Source organism: Streptomyces sp. LE64, from assembly GCF_052606915.1.
The window spans coordinates 4,728,993-4,746,179 of the sequence record NZ_CP199708.1 but is presented as its reverse complement, the minus strand read 5'-3'; the positions used below and the strand labels follow the sequence as shown (position 1 = coordinate 4,746,179).

Sequence of the window (17,187 nt, the reverse complement as noted above, 5' to 3'; positions counted from 1 at the left end):
GGCCGACTCCGGCCCGAGCGGCCGGGCGGGTCAGCCGGCGGGCTGCATCACCCCGAAGTGGGCGCCCCAGGGGTCGACCAACCCGGCCGACTCGCCCCAGGGGGTGTCCACCGGCTCTTGGACGACCGTGCCGCCGCCGGCGGTGTGGGTGGCCACCGTCGCGGCGATGTCGGCCACCGCGAACGTCGTCATCCAGTGCGCGGGCACCTCCGGCGGGAACCGCTCGGACATGTCGCCCACGCCGCCCACCGGACGGTTCGGGTCGGCCGCCGTGTACAGCCCCAGGTAGGGGCCCGGCGCCTCCTTGACCTGTCGGCTCTCCAGGCCCAGCGCGGCCCGGTAGAAGGCGGCGGCGGCCGGGAGGTCACGGGTGTTGCAGTCGCACCAGATCACCGATCCGGGCTCGTTGACCAGACGCGCGCCGAAGAAGTCCTTGTGGCCCCAGACCCCGAACACGGCGCCCGTCGAGTCGGAGGCCAGCAGCATCCGCCCCAGGGTGCCCACACCGTCCGGCCCGAGCAGCAGTGCGCCCCCCGCTCCGGTGATCCGGGCGGCGGTCTCGTCGGCGTCGTCGCTCGACAGGTACGTCGTCCAGGCATGCGGGGGCTCGGGGTGGCCCTCGGGGGCCATGGCCGCACCGATCCCGGCGACCGGCAGGCCGTTCTTCTCCATCACCGCGTAGCCGCCGAACTCCGGCGGGCCCACCTCGCCGCCCCAGCCGAAGAGGCGACCGTAGAACTCCATCGCGGCGGCCTGGTCCTGCGCCATCAGGTCGACCCAGCACGGGGTGCCGGGGGCGTACGGTTCGTTGATCTCGGGCATGGTCCGGGCCCTCCAGAACACGGAAGTGCGCGGCACGGTCCGTGCCGCGGTCAGCCCCCGCTCCTCACTCTGGCACGGTCCAGGGTGCTTGTCCTTCCGAGGGCGGAGGAACGCCACCGTGTGGTCCTGCGCGGTCCTCGTGCCCCGGCCTGCCGGGCGCCACTGACGACGGGCCCCGTGGAACGGGTGGCGTCCTGCCGGTCGGGGACGGGGGCTGCCGGATCGTCAGGGGCCGGTGGTGTCCGAGGGGCCGAGGAGTCGTTTCGGGTCGAACATGGCGAAGGGGATTTCCCTCCGGCCCCCACGGAAATCCTCTCCCCCCGCCGCAAAAACATCCGGACAGCTCCGCTGGAGCCGAAGAAAATCCACTACGGACGGATGGAGTACGGCATTCCTTCCACATCAAGCGGATCCGGACCTTCGACATCCGGGTGTGCCACCGGATCCCGGGACGTCAAGGGCGGCTCGATCACCACCCGGGGGCGGGACAGCGTGCGTGGGGCCGGTGCAGAATCCGGTCCGTGGCGTCGGGACGCCCACCGGATCGGCCGCGCACCGGAGGTGCACCGCCCGCTCCGCTCGTCGTCCCGGCCTCCGTACCAGCCGGCACCACGCCTACTGAAGGAGAGTCATGCCCGCACTCAAGAGCGCCTCCGTCATCACCACCGCCCTGATCGGCCTCGGCGCCCTCGTCTCCGCCGCCCCCGCGACCGCCGCTCCCGCCGCGCCGAGCGGCGGCTACGGCACCACCGCCGTCGACTGTCGGGCCTGGGTGCACGGCTACGGCGGATCGTCCAAGTGCACGGGCCTGCCCAGCGGCGAGCGGCACCGCGTCGTCGTCAAGTGCCGTACGAACAGCGGCAGCGTCTTCACCGTCACGGGCCCGTGGCGCCCCAACGGCCAGACCTCGAACCAGGTCTGCCACCCGCAGGGGCTGCACGGGCCGACCGACGCCTGGACCCAGCGGGGATGACGACCCCGGCCGTACGGTGAGGGCCGCCCGGCCCCGCGTACCGGTACCGCACCGAGGACGGCCCCGGTGTGATCGCGCGTGCTCGGGACGCGTCGAGCACACCGGGGCCGGCATCGCGTCCGGACCGATGGCCCCCTGGGGGCTGACCCGCGTGCGCCGTGCGCGCGGCTCTCGCTCAGAGCACCTCGGCCAGTTCCTCCAGCAGCCGTCGCTGGGAGCGGGCGCCCACCACCGACCACACCGGCTCGCCGGCGCGGAACACGGTCAGCGTCGGCATCGACAGCACCCCGTACCGGGCGGTGGTCAGCGGGTTGGCGTCCACGTCGACTTGGACGACGCCCAGCCGGTCCGCCTCCTCGGCGGCGACCGCGGCGAGCACCGGGGCGATCTGGCGGCACGGGGGGCACCAGTCGGCGGTGAACTCCACCAGCACCGGGCGGTCGGCGCCCAGCACCACCTCCGCGAAGTCGGCGTCCGTGACCTCGGTCAGTCCTTCGGTCCTGATCACTGCGGTTCCTCCTCCGTCCGGTCCGTGCCCGCCCCGTGGGCGGGGAACACGGCGCACAGGGGTTCCGGCCCACCCGGAACCAGCGCGGCGGCCGCCAACGCGTCGCGGGCCCGTTCGGCCCGCGCGAGCTGCTCGCCCAGCCGTGCCCTGACCACCGTCAACTCGGCCAGCAGGGCGTCGATCTCGGTGAGCTTGCGGCGGTACCCGGCCAACGAGTCCGGGCAGGTGTCGCCCTCGGGGTGACCGGCCCGCAGGCACTCCACGAACGGACGGGTCTCCTCCAGGTCGAAGCCCGAGTCCTGGAGCGTGCGGATCTGCCGCAGCAGCCGCAGGTCGTCCTCGTCGTAGACGCGGTGGCCGTTCTCCCCGCGCCGCGCGGACAGCAGTCCGCGGCTCTCGTAGTACCGCAGGGCCCGGGGCGTCGTACCGGCCCGGGCCGCGAGTTCGCCGATGCGCATGTCCGCGACGCTAGCCCCTGACGTCGGCGTCAGGGCAAGCCGCCGGACGGCCCGTGCGACCGGCGGGGTTCACCTCCCGCCCGCCCAGCGGTAGTTCAGCTCCGGGCGGCCGACCTGTCCGTACACCGGGCTGCGGACCGCCAGTCCGGTGGCGGCCAGGTGCTCCAGGTAGCGGCGGGCGGTGATCCGGGAGATGCCCACCGCTTCGGCGGCGCTCGCGGCGGTGACCCCGTCCGGTGCCGCGCGCAGACCGCGCACCACCCGCTCCAGGGTGGGGGCGCTCAGGCCCTTGGGCAGCTCCGCGGGCGCCGGCGCCCGCAGCGCGGCCAGCGCCCGGTCCACCTCCTCCTGCCCGCTGGCCTCGCCGGCGGCGGTGCGGAACTGCGCGTACCGGACCAGCCGGTCCCGCAGGGTGGCGAAGGTGAAGGGCTTCAGCACGTACTGGACCACCCCGAGCGAGACGCCTTCACGGACGACGGCGAGGTCCCGCGCCGAGGTCACCGCGATGACGTCGGTCTGCTGCCCGGCCGCCCGCAGCGAACGGGCCAGGGCGAGGCCGTGGCCGTCCGGCAGGTACAGGTCGAGCAGCAGCAGGTCGACCGGGTGCCGTTCCAGTGCCCGGCGGGCGTCCGCGGCGGTGTGCACCGCCCCGACCGCGGTGAAGCCGGGCACCCGGCGCACGTACATCAGGTGGGCGTCGGCGGCGACCGGGTCGTCCTCCACCACGAGGACCCTGATGTCGGTCACCGGACCGTCTCCCTTCTCCCCACGGCGGGGGCGGTGCCACGGGGGCCGAGCGGCAGGGCCACGGTGAACTCGGCCCCGCCCGAGGGGGGTCGGCCGACCGTGAGGGTGCCGCCGTAGCGGTGCACGGTCTGCCGGACCAAGGCCAGGCCGATCCCCCGGCCGGAGGCGGACTTGGTGGTCCAGCCCCGGTCGAAGATGGCCTCGCCGTGCGCCGGGTCCACTCCGTCGCCCGAGTCGGACACCCGCAGCAGCAGTCGGCCCCGATCGGTCCGGGCGGTGACGGTCACCCGGGCGGGTCCGGTGGCGAGTTGGGCGGCGTCCATCGCGTTGTCGATGAGGTTGCCGAGCACGGTGACCAGGTCCCGGGAGGGCAACCAGCGCGGCAGCACCCCGTCGTCGAGGCTGCTCTCTTCGGACACCTCCAACTCGATGCCGCGCTCGTTGGCCTGCGCGGCCTTGCCCAGCAGCAGCGCCGCGAGGACGGGCTCGCCGACCGCCGCGACGATCCGGTCGGTCAGCGCCTGGGCGAGTTCGAGTTCGGCGGTGGCGAAGGCGACGGCGTCCTCGACCCGGCCGAGTTCGATCAGCGAGACGACGGTGTGCAGCCGGTTGGCCGCCTCGTGGGCCTGGGCGCGCAGGGCCTGGGTGAAGCCGCGCTCGGAGTCGAGTTCGCCGGTCAGGGACTGGAGTTCGGTGTGGTCGCGCAGGGTCACCACGGTGCCGCGGCGCTCCCCGCTGGACACCGGCTGGGTGTTGACGACCAGGACCCGGCTGGCGCTGAGGTGCACCTCGTCCACCCGGGGCTCGGCGGACAGCAGGGCACCGGTCAGCGGGGGCGGCAGCCCCAGGTCGGCGACCGAGCGGCCGACGGCGTCCCCGTCGATGTCGAGCAGGGCGCGGGCGCCGTCGTTGAGCAGGGCGATCCTGCGCCGCCCGTCCAGCATCAGCAGTCCCTCGCGCACCGCGTGCAGGGCGGCCTGGTGGTAGTCGTGCATCCGGCTCAGTTCGGTGGCGTTCATGCCGTGCGTGCTGCGGCGCAGCCGGGCGTTGATGACGTGGGTGCCCAGGCCGCCGAGGGCCAGTGCGCCGGCCGCGACCGCGAGGAGGACCACCACCTGGTCCCGGACCCGGGCGCTGATCCGGTCCACCGTGATGCCCGCGCTGACCAGTGCGACCACCGGGCCGCCGGACGGGCCGGCGCGGACCGGGGTGACCACCCGGACGGAGGCGCCCAGGGTGCCGGTGTAGGTCTCGGCGAAGGTCTCCCCGCGCAGGGCGGGGCCGGTGTGGCCGAGGAAGCGTTCGCCGATGCGCCGGGCGTCGGGGTGGGTCCACCGGATGCCGTCGGGATCCATGATGGTCACGAAGTCGACGCCGGTGTCCCGCTGCACGCGCGCCGCGTAGGGCTGGAGCGTGCCGCTGGGGTCGGCGGCCCGCACCGCCTCCCGCACGGACGGCGAGACGGCCACCGCCCGCGCCGCCGCCTCCGCCTGCCGGCGGGCGGACTCCTCGGCCTGCTGTCCGTCGCCGACGTAGGTGAACAGCGCGCACCCCGCGACGACGGCCGCGACCAGCACGACCTGCATCGCGAAGAGCTGGCCGGCCAGGCTGCGGGGGCGGGGCACCCGGGAGAGCCGAGGCGGACGGACAGCGGGCTCGCGGGGGCGTGCGGTGCGGGCGAGGGGCATGCCTTCCAGTCTGCCTCCTCGGCGCCGGGGGTCCGGGCCGCGTGAACTCAATGAACGCAAGCGTGACCCCCCTCACATGCTGGGAGATATTCACCGGGATTCCGCCGCCCAGAACGTGAGCCGCACGCACTGCGCGTCCCCCTCCGCGAGGTGTCCCCCACGTACCTCGCGGCCCTCGGCGCCGGGCCTCCCGCAGGGCCCGGGCCGTTCGACGAAGCCGTTTGTTGTCGAGGAAGGCATCCCGTGACCACCACTCCTGGCACCCCCGGCACCCCTGCCGCCCCTGCCACCGCGCCGCCCGTCAGACGGGACCGCACCCACTACCTGTACATCGCCGTGATCGCGGCCGTGGTCCTCGGCATCGCCGTGGGCTTCGCCGTCCCGGACGTGGCCAAGGAACTGAAGCCGCTCGGCACCGGGTTCGTCGCGCTGATCAAGATGATGATCTCGCCGATCATCTTCTGCACGATCGTGCTCGGCGTGGGGTCGGTCCGCAAGGCCGCCAAGATCGGCAAGGTCGGCGGCCTCGCCCTCGGCTACTTCATGGTGATGTCGTTCGCCGCCCTGGCGATCGGCCTGCTGGTGGGCAACCTGCTGGACCCGGGCACCGGCATGGACCTCACCGACTCCGACAAGGAGGTCGGCCACGCCGCCGCCGAGAAGGCCAGCACCGGCCTGGTGGACTTCGTGCTCGGCATCATCCCGGCGACCATGGTGTCCGCGTTCACCGAGGGCGAGGTCCTCCAGACGCTGCTGGTCGCCCTGCTGGTGGGCTTCGCGCTCCAGGCCATGGGCCGTCCCGGCGAGCCGGTGCTGCGCGGCATCGAGCACATCCAGCGGCTGGTGTTCCGGGTCCTCGCGATGATCATGTGGGCGGCTCCGGTGGGCGCCTTCGGCGCGATCGCCGCGGTGATCGGCGAGACCGGGGTGGACGCGCTGAAGGCGCTCGCCACGATCATGCTCGGCTTCTACGTGACCTGCGCGCTCTTCGTGGCGATCGTGCTGGGCCTGCTGACCCGGCTGGTCGCGGGGGTCAACGTCTTCCACCTCTTCCGCTACCTGGGCCGCGAGTTCCTGCTGATCCTCTCCACCTCCTCCTCGGAGTCGGCGCTGCCGCGGCTCATCGCCAAGATGGAGCACCTGGGGGTCAGCCGCCCCGTCGTGGGCATCACGGTGCCCACCGGTTACTCGTTCAACCTCGACGGCACGATGATCTACCTGACGATGGCCTCGCTGTTCATCGCCGACGCGATGGGCGAGCCGATGGGCATCGGGCAGCAGATCGGGCTGCTGCTGTTCATGATGGTGGCCTCCAAGGGCGCGGCGGGCGTCTCCGGTTCCGGGATCGCGGTGCTCGCCAGCGGCCTCCAGTCGCACAAGCCGGCGCTGGTCGACGGGGTGGGCCTGATCATCGGCATCGACCGGTTCATGAGCGAGGCCCGTGCGCTGACCAACTTCGCCGGGAATGCGGTGGCCACCCTGCTGATCGGCGTGTGGACCAAGGAGGTCGACCGGGAGCGGGTCGGCCGGGTCCTCGCCGGGGAGTTGCCGTTCGACGAGCGGACGCTGCTGGACGACGGTCACGGGGCGCCCGCCGACCGCGCCGACGACGGCGAGGACGGCACGGAGGTGCCCTCGGCCCGCGGAGGCGGGAAGGCGACCGTGGACGCCTGACGCCGGTAGCGCGTGCGGCCCTTGGGGACACCGTCCGGTGTCCCCAAGGGCCGCCGGCCGTTCCTACCGGGCGAGGTCGACCGGGGCGTGCAGCCGGGTCAGCTTCCCCGGATTGCGCACCACGTAGATCCGGGTGATCCGGCCGCCGTCCACCACCAGGCTGACCGCGGTCGGCTCCCCGTCGACCTCGACCAGGCCCGCCGGCGCGCCGTTGAGCCACACCGTCCTGGTCACCAGGTCCGCGACCGCCAGGTGCGCACGGGCCAGCAGCTTCGCCACCGGGTCGGCGCCGTGCAGCGGGGCCCGGGCGGCGCGCACCACCCCGCCCCCGTCGGCGACCAGGACCACGTCGGGCGCCATGACCGCCATCAGTTCCTGCACCCGCCCGGTGCGCAGGGCGGTCAGGAACCGTTCCACCACGGCCCGTTGTTCGGCCGCGCTCACCGGGACCCGGGGCCGGCGGGCCGCCACGTGGGAGCGGGCCCGGTGGGCGATCTGCCGGACGGCGGCCGGGGACTTCCCGGTCGCCTCGGCGATCTCCCCGTACGGCAGGTCGAAGACCTCGCGGAGCACGAACACCGCCCGTTCGGTCGGTCCGAGGGTCTCCAGGACGGTCAGCACCGCCATCGAGACGCTCTCCGCGAGCTCCACGTCCTCGGCCACGTCCGGGCTGGTCAACAGCGGCTCGGGGAGCCACTCGCCCACGTACTCCTCACGGCTGCGGGCCAGGGTCCGCAGTCGGTTGAGGGACTGCCGGGTCACGGTCCGCACCAGGTACGCGCGCGGGTCGGCCACCTTGGTCCGGTCGACGTCGGCCCAGCGCAGCCAGGACTCCTGGAGCACGTCCTCCGCATCGGCCGCCGAGCCGAGCATCTCGTAGGCGACCGTGAACAGCAGCCGGCGGTGGACGACGAACGGGTCGTCGGTCACGGCGCGGTCACCGCCCGGCGGTGTCGGGGCGCGCGGCCAGCGGGACCTCGCAGGATGCGGAGAAGCCCTGCGCCTCGATGCCGAGCGCGAGGTTGCTCCGCGCGGCGAAGTTGGCGAACGCGATGTATCCGGTGAGTTCGACCATCGCGGCCGGGCCGATCCGGTCGAGCAGCCCCCCGGCCAGCTCGTCGGTGACGGTCGGCGGGGTGTCGGTGACGGCTTCGGCGTACTCCATCACGTCCCGTTCCAGCGGGGTGAAGACCTCGGACTCCCGCCACCGCGGGACCTGGCTGGCCTTGGCGGGGTCCAGGTTCCTGTGCACCGCCTGGAAGTAGCCGAGGTCGAGGCAGAAGCCGCAGCCGACGTGGGCCGCGACGGCCAGGTGCGCGAACGCCTTGAGGCTCTCGTCCGCGGTGTCCCACCCGCCGATCGCCTCGCCGATCACCAGCGAGGTCCGGGCGACCTCGGGGTTGTGGAACAGCACCCCGAGGGGCTCGGGGACCACCCCGAACCGGGCGAGCAGGTCATCGGTGAGTTCCGCGGTCAGTTCGGTCTGGGGGATGCGTGGTGCCATGGTGTCCTCCGGTGTGTGGAGCGCTGTGCCATGGAGACACCGGCGGGGCCGCGGATGTGACGTCCGCCGTCACCGGCGGGCCGACGACGGGGCCCCGCCGCTCCGTGGTGCGGAGCGGCGGGGCCGGGGAGTGCGGGGTGGCGGTCCGGTCAGAAGACGGACTCGGCCTCGTCGATGCGGTCCTTGGGGACCGTCTTGAGTTCGGTGACGGCGTCGGCGAGGGGGACCATCACGACGTCCGTGCCGCGCAGGGCGGTCATCTTGCCGGACTCGCCCCGGTGGGCGGCCTCCACCGCGTGCCAGCCGAACCGGGTGGCCAGCACCCGGTCGTAGGCGGTGGGGGTGCCGCCGCGCTGCACGTGGCCCAGGATGACCGGCTTGGCCTCCTTGCCCAGGCGCTGCTGGAGTTCGTAGGCGAGGGCGGTGCCGATGCCCTGGAACCGCTCGTGTCCGAACTGGTCGATCTCGCCCTTCTGGTAGTCCATGGTGCCCTCGACGGGGTGGGCGCCCTCGGCCACGCAGACCACGGCGAACTTCTTGCCCCGGGCGAACCGGTCCTCGACCATCGCGACCAGGTCGGCCGGGTCGAAGGGGCGCTCCGGCAGGCAGATGCCGTGGGCGCCGGCGGCCATGCCGGACTCCAGGGCGATCCAGCCCGCGTGCCGGCCCATGACCTCCACCACCATCACCCGTTGGTGTGACTCGGCGGTGGTCTTGAGGCGGTCCATGGCCTCGGTGGCGACGCCGACCGCGGTGTCGAAGCCGAAGGTGCGGTCGGTGGAGGAGATGTCGTTGTCGATCGTCTTGGGCACGCCGACCACCGGGAGACCGGCGTCGGCGAGCATCCGGGCGGCGGTCAGGGTGCCCTCGCCGCCGATGGGGATGAGGACGTCGAAGCCGATCTCGGTGGCCAGGGCTCGGATGTTCTCGCAGGCCGCGCGGAAGCGGTCGCGCTCCAACCGGGAGGAGCCGAGGATGGTGCCGCCGCGCGCCAGGATGCCGCTGACGGCGTTGAGGTCGAGGGGCCGGTAGCGCCCGTCGAGGAGGCCGGCGTACCCGTCCTCGAAACCGATGACCTCGTCCCCGTGGTGGGTGACGGCCCGGTGCACGACCGAACGGATCACCGCGTTCAGACCGGGGCAGTCGCCGCCCGCCGTGAGTACTCCGATGCGCATCGTGCTCTGTCTCCTGCTCGCTGCTTGGTCCGGTGTGAGCCCGCCCTGATTGTTCCACGGTGGCACACCGGGCACCCCTCCCGTGGCCACTCCCACCACATTGGTCCGGACCACGCCCGTGATATCGGGGACGCAACCAGGAGCATCCGGGGCCACTGTGGTCACATCCGTCAGCTCGCGCCCACGTACGTCGACGGGTTGGCGCCCCCGCCGGACGAGGGGGCGCGGGGCCCGCACATCCGGCGGGCACTTAAACGACGCGCACGGGTATTGTCAAGAGGGGACGTGAACCATCTGCACCATCTGCGACCGTGCCCGGACGATCACGAGTCGTCCGCATGCGAGAGCCGGCACGGCGAGGAAACGGAGGACGCGCGTGACGCGCAGCGTGTACGTGACCGGGATCGACCGGGGTGACGGGCGGCAGGTCGTCGAACTGGGAGTGATGGAACTCCTGACCCGGCAGGTCGACCGGGTGGGCGTCTTCCGTCCCCTCGTCCACGACGGCCCGGACCGCCTCTACGACCTGTTGCGCGCCCGCTACCGGCTCTCCCAGGACCCGGCGACCGCGTACGGGATGGACTACCACGAGGCGTCCACGATCCAGGCCGAACAGGGCACCGACGAGCTGGTGTCCCGGATGGTGGCGCGGTTCCGCCGGGTGGCCGCGGAGTACGAGGTCGTGCTGGTGCTCGGTACCGACTTCGCCGCCACCCAACTCCCCGACGAGCTGGCGCTGAACGCCCGGCTCGCCAACGAGTTCGGCGCCTCGGTGCTGCCGGTGGTGGGCGGCCGGGGCCAGAGCGCGGAGTCGGTGCGCGCCGAGGCCCGCAATGCGCACCGGGCCTACGAGGCGCTGGGCTGCGACGTGTTGGCGCTGGTGGTGAACCGGGTCGACCCGGGGGACCGGGACGTGGTCCAGGAGCGGCTGGAGTCCCGGTTGTCGGTGCCCTGCTGGGTGCTGCCCGACGAGCCCGCGCTGTCGGCGCCGACCGTGGCCCAGGTGACCGCAGCCCTAGGAGGAACGATTCTGCTGGGGGATGACTCGGGTCTGGCCCGGGACGCCCTGGACTTCGTCTTCGGCGGGGCCATGCTGCCGAACTTCCTGGCCGCCCTGACCCCGGGGTGCCTGGTGGTCACCCCCGGGGACCGCGCGGACCTGCTGGTCGGCTCGCTGGCCGCGCACAGCTCCGGCGCCCCGCCGATCGCGGGCGTGCTGCTGACCCTCGGCGAACGCCCCCCGGAGCAGGTCCTCGCCCTCGCCTCCCGGCTGGCCCCGGGCACCCCGGTGATCTCCGTCCCCGGCACCAGCTTCCCCACCGCGGCCGAACTGTTCGGCCTGGAGGGCAAGCTCAGCGCGGTCACCCCGCGCAAGGCGGAGACCGCGCTCGGCCTGTTCGAGCGGTACGTGGACACCACCGAGCTGATGACCCGGGTGTCCGCGCCGAGCAGCACCCGGGTCACGCCGATGATGTTCGAGCACAAGCTGCTGGAGCAGGCGCGCTCCGACCGGCGCCGGGTGGTGCTGCCGGAGGGCCTGGAGGAGCGCGTGCTGCGGGCGGCGGACGTGCTGCTGCGGCGCGGGGTGTGCGACCTGACCTTGCTCGGCGACGTGGAGGCGATCCGCAAGAAGGCCGCCGACCTGGGCGTGGACCTCGCCGACGCCGACCTGATCGACCCGCAGACCTCCGAACTGCGGGACCGGTTCGCGGCCCGCTACGCCGAGCTGCGGGCGCACCGCGGGGTGAGCGTGGAGTTGGCCTACGACGTGGTCGCCGACGTGAACTACTTCGGCACCCTGATGGTGCAGGAGGGGCTGGCCGACGGGATGGTGTCCGGCTCGGTGCACTCGACGGCGGCGACCATCCGGCCCGCGTTCGAGATCATCAAGACCAGTCCGGGCGCGAAGATCGTGTCCTCGGTGTTCTTCATGTGCCTGGCCGACGAGGTCCTCGTGTACGGGGACTGCGCGGTCAACCCGGACCCGGACGCCGAACAGCTGGCGGACATCGCCATCCAGTCGGCGGCGACGGCCGGGCAGTTCGGGGTGGACCCGCGGATCGCGATGCTCTCGTACTCGACGGGCACCTCCGGCTCGGGCGCCGACGTGGACAAGGTGCGCGAGGCGACCGCACTGGTCCGCGAGCGCCGGCCCGACCTGCGGATCGAGGGCCCGATCCAGTACGACGCGGCCGTCGAGCCCTCGGTGGCGGCGACCAAGCTGCCGGGTTCGCCGGTGGCGGGCCAGGCGAGCGTGCTGGTCTTCCCCGACCTCAACACCGGCAACAACACCTACAAGGCCGTGCAGCGCTCGGCCGGGGCCATCGCGGTGGGCCCGGTCCTCCAGGGGCTGCGCAAGCCGGTGAACGACCTGTCGCGCGGCGCCCTGGTCCAGGACATCGTCAACACCGTGGCCATCACGGCCATCCAGGCCCAGGGCGGCGCCACCCGACTGCCGAAGGCCGCCGCGCCGGCCGCGGCCGCCGAGTGAGGCCCCCGCGCATGCACCCGACCGTCCCCGCAGCAGAAGGCACCCGATCCGTGACCGCCACCGATGGCCCGCACCACGTCCTCGTCCTCAACTCCGGCTCCTCGTCGGTGAAGTACCAGCTCCTCGACATGCGCGGGGGCGCCCGGCTGGCCTCCGGGCTGGTGGAGCGGATCGGCGAGCGCACCTCACGGCTGGTGCACACCCCGCTCGCGACGGGGTCGCCGGCCCGGGAGCGGGTGGCGCCGATCGCCGACCACGCCGCCGCCCTCACGGCGGTGGCCGGGGAACTGGCCGCCGACGGATGGGGCCTGGACTCGCCGGAGCTGGCCGCGATCGGGCACCGGGTGGTGCACGGCGGGCAGCACTTCACCGAGCCCACGGTGATCGACGAGGCGGTCCTCGCGGAGATCGAGCGGCTGATCCCGCTGGCCCCGCTGCACAACCCGGCGAACCTCACCGGCATCCGCACCGCCCGGGAGCTGCGCCCGGACCTGCCGCAGGTGGCGGTGTTCGACACCGCGTTCCACACCACCATGCCGGAGGCGGCGGCCCGCTACGCGATCGACGCGGCGACCGCCGACGCGCACCGCATCCGCCGCTACGGCTTCCACGGCACCTCGCACGCCTACGTCTCGCGGCGGACGGCCGAGCTGTTGGGCAAGGACCCGTCCGAGGTCAACGTGATCGTGCTGCACCTGGGCAACGGCGCCTCGGCCTCGGCGGTGCGCGGCGGGGTGTGCGTGGAGACCTCGATGGGGCTGACCCCGTTGGAGGGCCTGGTCATGGGTACCCGCTCGGGGGACGTCGACCCGGCGGTGGTCTTCCACCTGAAGCGGGTCGCTGGCCTGGACACCGACGAGGTCGACGCACTGCTGAACAAGCGCAGCGGGCTGGTGGGCCTGTGCGGCGACAACGACATGCGGGAGATCCGGCGGCGGATCGACGGGGGCGACGCGGCGGCGCGCCTCGCCTTCGACGTCTACGTGCACCGGCTGAAGAAGTACGTCGGCGCCTACTACGCGGTGCTGGGCCGGGTGGACGCGGTGGCGTTCACGGCCGGGGTGGGCGAGAACGCGGCGCCGGTGCGGGCCGCGGCGCTGGACGGCCTGGCCGGGCTGGGGCTGGTGGTGGACGAGGAGTTGAACGCGGTGCGCGGCGGCGGGCCGCGGCTCATCTCGCCGGCGCACGGGCGGGTGGCGGTCGCGGTGGTCCCGACGGACGAGGAACTGGAGATCGCCACGCAGACCTACGCGCTGGTGCGGGGCTGAGCGGGCGGCGGGGCCGTACGCTCCCGCTGGCGCCCGGGGCCGTCCCGGCTCCGGGCTCCGCAGCAGACACGCCTGAGCAGACCCCCGCCCATTTGTAGCTTCCACCAGGCGGAAAATTCCGCATTGAAACAAACCGATAGGATGAGCTTCATGCGCCGTTCCAAGATCGTCTGCACCCTGGGCCCCGCCGTCGACTCGTTCGAGCAACTGAAGACGCTCATCGAAGCCGGGATGAACGTGGCCCGCTTCAACATGAGCCACGGCACCCACGAGGAGCACCGGGGCCGCTACGAGCGGCTGCGCGAGGCCGCCCGGGAGACCGGGCGGGCCGTCGGCGTGCTCGCGGACCTCCAGGGGCCGAAGATCCGGCTGGAGACCTTCGCCGAGGGACCGGTCGAGCTGGTGCGGGGCGACGCGTTCACCATCACCACCGAGGACGTCCCCGGCGACCAGACCATCTGCGGCACCACCTACAAGGGCCTGCCCGGGGACTGCAGCGTCGGCGACCCGATCCTGATCAACGACGGCAACGTCGAACTGCGGGTGACCGGGGTCGAGGGCCCCGAGGTGCACACCATCGTGGTCGAGGGCGGCGTCATCTCCGACCACAAGGGCATCAACCTGCCCGGCGCGGCCGTGAACGTCCCGGCGCTCTCCGAGAAGGACATCGAGGACCTGCGGTTCGCCCTGCGGATGGGCTGCGACCTGGTCGCGCTCTCCTTCGTGCGGGACGCCTCCGACGTCAACGACGTGCACAAGGTCATGGACGAGGAGGGCCGCCGCGTCCCCGTCATCGCCAAGGTGGAGAAGCCCCAGGCGGTGGCGAACATGGAGGACGTCGTGGCGGCGTTCGACGGGGTCATGGTCGCCCGCGGCGACCTGGCCGTCGAGTACCCGCTGGAGAAGGTCCCGCTGGTGCAGAAGCGGCTGATCGAGCTCTGCCGCCGCAACGCCAAACCGGTGGTCGTGGCGACCCAGATGATGGAGTCGATGATCACCAACTCGCGGCCCACCCGCGCCGAGGCGTCCGACGTCGCCAACGCGATCCTGGACGGCGCGGACGCGGTGATGCTGTCCGCCGAGTCCTCGGTGGGCGCGTACCCGATCGAGACCGTCAAGACGATGTCGAAGATCGTCGTCGCGGCCGAGGGCGAACTGCTCTCCAAGGGACTCCAGCCGCTGGTGCCGGGCAAGAAGCCGCGCACCCAGGGCGGTTCGGTGGCCCGGGCGGCCTGCGAGATCGCCGACTTCCTCGGCGGCAAGGGCCTGATCGCCTTCACCCAGTCCGGTGACACCGCCCGCCGGCTGTCCCGCTACCGGGCCGCCCAGCCGATCGTGGCCTTCACCACCGACGAGGGCACCCGCAACCAGCTCTCCCTGAGCTGGGGCGTGGACGCCTACGTCGTGCCGCACGTGAACAGCACCGACGAGATGGTCGGCCTGGTCGACACCGAGATCGTGAAGCTCGGCCGCTTCCAGGACGGCGACACCGTCGTCATCACCGCCGGTTCGCCCCCCGGGGTCCCCGGCACCACCAACATGGTGCGGGTGCACCACCTGGGCAACGGCGAACGCGACTGACGCCACCGCCGCACCCGCCCGTGGGGGCGCCTCGAGCCGGGGCGCCCCCACGGCGTTCACGGGGCCGGGCCGCGGGCGGGACCGACCCACTGGTGCAGCCCGGGCACCGTCAGGTCGCCGCCGAACTGGCCCGCCTGGACGAGTCGCACCCGGGTGAAGTAGGTCAAGGTCAGGCCCGGCGGGGGCGGGCGGTCCGGGTCGAAGACCACCGGCAGCGCCCCGAGCAACCGGCCTTCGAGGCGCTCGGTGTACAGGGTCACCCGGCCCCCGCCCAGCGTCGAGGTGGAGCCGCGGGCCGCGCGCAGGTGGTGCGTGCGGCCGTCCGGTCCGGTCACGCGCTGGTGCAGGTCACCGATCTCCATGCCGCCGTCCACCGTGAACTTCAGCGCCCGTTTGACCCGTCCGTCCGGCGTGGTCACGGTGACGACGCCGTGGTACGCGAGCCCCCGCAGCAGCAGCCAGGCGGCCTCCCACTGCCACGACTGCTCGGCGAATCGTTCCTCCTCCCCGTCCTCCCCCGTCGTGGCGTCCTCCGCCCGCTCGGGCGGGAACCCGTCCGGGAAGGGGTCGCCCGGCACCGCCGGACGGGCCTGGGCGAGCGTCGGGGTCAGACCCAGGCCCATCAGGACCGCGGTCGGCATCGCGGCCACCGCGATCACCTTGCCCGCCGGAAGGTTCCACCGGGCCAACAGGGGCCGGCGCGGGGCCGCGTGCCGGGGCCCACCCCGCACCACGGGCACCTCACCCGGCACGGTGCGCCCCGTCCGCCCCCGCTTCCGGGGCGGCGACGGGGCCGCCCGGTACCCAGGCGATCGCCAACGCCCCGCCGACCAGGGCGAGTCCGTACCCCATGAGGATCCCCCCGAAGTTGGAGACCACCAGCGAGACCAGGGCCAACAGGATGGCCGCGACCCCCGCGAAGATCCGCGAGTGCTGTTGGAACCACATGGTCAGGCCCAGCACGATCAACAGGCCGCCGATGATCAGCGAACCGGCGCCCGCGGTGGTCGCCAGGGTGATCGTCACCGTGCCGAACGAGGGGTTGGCGTACGGGAAGTACATGATCGGCAGACCGCCGACCAGGGTCAACGTCCCCGCCCAGAAAGGGCGTCGACCCCGCCAGAGCCAGAAGGACCGTCGCCAGCGGCGCAATCGGTGGGCGGCGCCGGCGAAGGGGTGGGCGCGCATCTCGGGTGACTCCTCGGGGAACGGAACGGGGGCGGGGCGGGATCCGGGGCCCGAGCGGGCCGGCCCGGAACTCAGGTGCACTCGTGCGCGCCCCGCTGCACCCGCATGACCATCCCCGAGAGCTTGAGGGTGCCCGCGGTGGCCGCCCGGGCGCGCTGCCTGACGTCGGTGAAGAGCACCGACTCCGCCTGCTGGGCGAAGGAACCGGGCTCGTAGCGGTCCCCGGGGGCCGGGCCGGGCCCCTTGGTGGTGCCGTCGACCGAGACCCCGATGTCCACCTTGCGGAAGGTGGCGTCGGCCCGGAACTCCTCGGCGTCGAGGTAGAGCCGGTTGGCCACCACCTGCGGAGTGCCGGGCCGGCCCGCGGTGAGCTTCACCGAGAGGTCGCCGAACACCCCCACCGGGACGACGACTGACTGACACAGATCGGTGATGCGCGCGTCCTCCAGGCCGATGACGGCCACCGGGTGCTGCGCCGATCCGCTGCTGTCGACCGCGGCGTACTGGACATACCCGGTGCCGTCCACCTCCGCCGCGGACAGGGTGAACCGCTGGCCCGAGACGCTGAACGACGCCGCCAACGCCCCCTGGGAGAGGGCCACGCCGATCGCGACGGACGCCGCGACACAGGGCACCATGACCACGGCGAACCGCCTCCACCTGGTACCGCCACGCGTCACCGACTCCATGGGTGTTCCTCCTTCTCGGCCTTCTCGGGCCACGACTCGTCTGCGGCATCGGCCGGCCGCGCTCCGGGAGCGACCGGACGGGAGGGAGAACGCGTCGCGGCCCCCTCGGGGGCCGTCCGTCCTCGGGGCGCGCACCGCGGACCCCGGCCCCCGGCCGTTCGGGGGCGCGCCGGTCGCCCGGCGCCCCTGCGCCCCGGTTCCGGACCGGTTGCCGGGCGGTGGGAAAAAGACCGAGCGCCGCCGATCGTCGTCCATCGGAGCCGTCTGCACAAGAGCGTCGTTACCCGTCAGTAATGCAAACGCGGCCGATTCGCGACCTGGTGCAGCCGCTCCGCAACGCAGGGTTGCCGCATCACAAGCCGTTCACCCCGCCATCACGGGCGAAGCGGGACGGATGACGAGGGGGCCCCTCACGTGCAGT

The 17,187-nt window shown here is 73.2% G+C and carries 16 protein-coding genes; 5 read left to right on the top strand and 11 right to left on the bottom strand.

All coding sequences use genetic code 11. The annotated features are described in order from the left end of the window. Nucleotides 1–30: 30 nt before the first annotated feature. Nucleotides 31–822, bottom strand: a complete 792-nt coding sequence (locus tag ACSMX9_RS21510) for a VOC family protein (RefSeq protein ID WP_445396136.1) — start codon at nucleotides 820–822, stop codon at nucleotides 31–33. Nucleotides 823–1,453: 631 nt separating this feature from the next. Between ACSMX9_RS21510 and ACSMX9_RS21505 the strand changes: the two genes are divergently transcribed. Then, nucleotides 1,454–1,795, top strand: a complete 342-nt coding sequence (locus tag ACSMX9_RS21505; protein ID WP_445396134.1) for a hypothetical protein — start codon at nucleotides 1,454–1,456, stop codon at nucleotides 1,793–1,795. 175 nt (nucleotides 1,796–1,970) lie between these two features. Here ACSMX9_RS21505 and ACSMX9_RS21500 read toward each other — a convergent pair whose 3' ends face one another. The 4 genes from ACSMX9_RS21500 to ACSMX9_RS21485 all read right to left on the bottom strand — a co-directional run bounded on the left by ACSMX9_RS21500 (nucleotide 1,971) and on the right by ACSMX9_RS21485 (nucleotide 5,196). Beyond that, a complete protein-coding gene (locus ACSMX9_RS21500) occupies nucleotides 1,971–2,303 on the bottom strand; it encodes a thioredoxin family protein (protein WP_445396132.1) in 333 nt (110 codons plus the stop codon). After that, a complete protein-coding gene (locus tag ACSMX9_RS21495) occupies nucleotides 2,300–2,761 on the bottom strand; it encodes a MerR family transcriptional regulator (protein WP_445396130.1) in 462 nt (153 codons plus the stop codon). The genes ACSMX9_RS21500 and ACSMX9_RS21495 overlap by 4 nt, the downstream gene beginning before the upstream one ends. 69 nt (nucleotides 2,762–2,830) lie before the next feature. Continuing rightward, a complete protein-coding gene (locus tag ACSMX9_RS21490) occupies nucleotides 2,831–3,448 on the bottom strand; it encodes a response regulator (RefSeq protein ID WP_445403055.1) in 618 nt (205 codons plus the stop codon). A gap of 56 nt (nucleotides 3,449–3,504) precedes the next feature. Then, nucleotides 3,505–5,196, bottom strand: coding sequence for a sensor histidine kinase (locus ACSMX9_RS21485; RefSeq protein WP_445396128.1), 1,692 nt, complete (start codon nucleotides 5,194–5,196; stop codon nucleotides 3,505–3,507). A 243-nt stretch (nucleotides 5,197–5,439) separates the two neighbouring features. On the opposite strand from ACSMX9_RS21485, the gene ACSMX9_RS21480 reads away from it, so the two are divergent. After that, on the top strand, nucleotides 5,440–6,870 hold the full coding sequence (locus tag ACSMX9_RS21480; RefSeq protein ID WP_445396126.1) for a cation:dicarboxylate symporter family transporter: 1,431 nt from the start codon (nucleotides 5,440–5,442) through the stop codon (nucleotides 6,868–6,870). Nucleotides 6,871–6,933: 63 nt separating this feature from the next. Here ACSMX9_RS21480 and ACSMX9_RS21475 read toward each other — a convergent pair whose 3' ends face one another. The 3 genes from ACSMX9_RS21475 to ACSMX9_RS21465 all read right to left on the bottom strand — a co-directional run bounded on the left by ACSMX9_RS21475 (nucleotide 6,934) and on the right by ACSMX9_RS21465 (nucleotide 9,549). Beyond that, the gene (locus ACSMX9_RS21475; protein WP_445396124.1) at nucleotides 6,934–7,800 is read right to left on the bottom strand and encodes an RNA polymerase sigma-70 factor; all 867 of its coding nucleotides are present in this window, start codon (nucleotides 7,798–7,800) and stop codon (nucleotides 6,934–6,936) included. 7 nt (nucleotides 7,801–7,807) lie between these two features. Continuing rightward, nucleotides 7,808–8,374, bottom strand: a complete 567-nt coding sequence (locus ACSMX9_RS21470; protein WP_445396123.1) for a carboxymuconolactone decarboxylase family protein — start codon at nucleotides 8,372–8,374, stop codon at nucleotides 7,808–7,810. A gap of 149 nt (nucleotides 8,375–8,523) precedes the next feature. Then, nucleotides 8,524–9,549: a 6-phosphofructokinase gene (locus tag ACSMX9_RS21465; RefSeq protein WP_351241248.1), complete on the bottom strand. Its 1,026-nt coding sequence runs from the start codon at nucleotides 9,547–9,549 to the stop codon at nucleotides 8,524–8,526. A gap of 376 nt (nucleotides 9,550–9,925) precedes the next feature. On the opposite strand from ACSMX9_RS21465, the gene pta reads away from it, so the two are divergent. From pta to pyk, 3 genes are all read left to right on the top strand, one after another. Further along, complete coding sequence (pta, locus tag ACSMX9_RS21460) at nucleotides 9,926–12,040, top strand: phosphate acetyltransferase (protein WP_445396121.1); 2,115 nt, start codon at nucleotides 9,926–9,928, stop codon at nucleotides 12,038–12,040. 11 nt (nucleotides 12,041–12,051) lie between these two features. Next, on the top strand, nucleotides 12,052–13,308 hold the full coding sequence (locus tag ACSMX9_RS21455) for an acetate kinase (RefSeq protein WP_445396119.1): 1,257 nt from the start codon (nucleotides 12,052–12,054) through the stop codon (nucleotides 13,306–13,308). 150 nt (nucleotides 13,309–13,458) lie between these two features. Then, the gene (gene pyk, locus ACSMX9_RS21450; RefSeq protein WP_351241242.1) at nucleotides 13,459–14,889 is read left to right on the top strand and encodes a pyruvate kinase; all 1,431 of its coding nucleotides are present in this window, start codon (nucleotides 13,459–13,461) and stop codon (nucleotides 14,887–14,889) included. Between the two features lie 56 nt (nucleotides 14,890–14,945). On the opposite strand, the gene ACSMX9_RS21445 is transcribed toward pyk, so the two are convergent. The 3 genes from ACSMX9_RS21445 to ACSMX9_RS21435 all read right to left on the bottom strand — a co-directional run bounded on the left by ACSMX9_RS21445 (nucleotide 14,946) and on the right by ACSMX9_RS21435 (nucleotide 16,766). Next, on the bottom strand, nucleotides 14,946–15,620 hold the full coding sequence (locus tag ACSMX9_RS21445) for a hypothetical protein (RefSeq protein ID WP_445396117.1): 675 nt from the start codon (nucleotides 15,618–15,620) through the stop codon (nucleotides 14,946–14,948). Nucleotides 15,621–15,630: 10 nt separating this feature from the next. Beyond that, nucleotides 15,631–16,077 (bottom strand): DUF6114 domain-containing protein, encoded by a 447-nt coding sequence (locus ACSMX9_RS21440; protein WP_445396115.1) that lies wholly within the window; start codon nucleotides 16,075–16,077, stop codon nucleotides 15,631–15,633. Between the two features lie 71 nt (nucleotides 16,078–16,148). Further along, nucleotides 16,149–16,766 (bottom strand): DUF6230 family protein, encoded by a 618-nt coding sequence (locus ACSMX9_RS21435; protein WP_351241236.1) that lies wholly within the window; start codon nucleotides 16,764–16,766, stop codon nucleotides 16,149–16,151. Between the last annotated feature and the right edge of the window lie 421 nt (nucleotides 16,767–17,187).

Excerpts from the sequence above, each read along its gene's own strand:
- ACSMX9_RS21510 (WP_445396136.1), bottom strand. The coding sequence starts at position 822 with ATGCCCGAGATCAACGAACCGTACGCCCCCGGCACCCCGTGCTGGGTC.
- ACSMX9_RS21505 (WP_445396134.1), top strand. The coding sequence starts at position 1,454 with ATGCCCGCACTCAAGAGCGCCTCCGTCATCACCACCGCCCTGATCGGC.
- ACSMX9_RS21495 (WP_445396130.1), bottom strand. The coding sequence starts at position 2,761 with ATGCGCATCGGCGAACTCGCGGCCCGGGCCGGTACGACGCCCCGGGCC.
- ACSMX9_RS21490 (WP_445403055.1), bottom strand. The coding sequence starts at position 3,448 with ATGTACGTGCGCCGGGTGCCCGGCTTCACCGCGGTCGGGGCGGTGCAC.
- ACSMX9_RS21485 (WP_445396128.1), bottom strand. The coding sequence starts at position 5,196 with ATGCCCCTCGCCCGCACCGCACGCCCCCGCGAGCCCGCTGTCCGTCCG.
- ACSMX9_RS21470 (WP_445396123.1), bottom strand. The coding sequence starts at position 8,374 with ATGGCACCACGCATCCCCCAGACCGAACTGACCGCGGAACTCACCGAT.
- ACSMX9_RS21465 (WP_351241248.1), bottom strand. The coding sequence starts at position 9,549 with ATGCGCATCGGAGTACTCACGGCGGGCGGCGACTGCCCCGGTCTGAAC.
- ACSMX9_RS21455 (WP_445396119.1), top strand. The coding sequence starts at position 12,052 with ATGCACCCGACCGTCCCCGCAGCAGAAGGCACCCGATCCGTGACCGCC.
- pyk (WP_351241242.1), top strand. The coding sequence starts at position 13,459 with ATGCGCCGTTCCAAGATCGTCTGCACCCTGGGCCCCGCCGTCGACTCG.
- ACSMX9_RS21440 (WP_445396115.1), bottom strand. The coding sequence starts at position 16,077 with ATGCGCGCCCACCCCTTCGCCGGCGCCGCCCACCGATTGCGCCGCTGG.
- ACSMX9_RS21435 (WP_351241236.1), bottom strand. The coding sequence starts at position 16,766 with ATGGAGTCGGTGACGCGTGGCGGTACCAGGTGGAGGCGGTTCGCCGTG.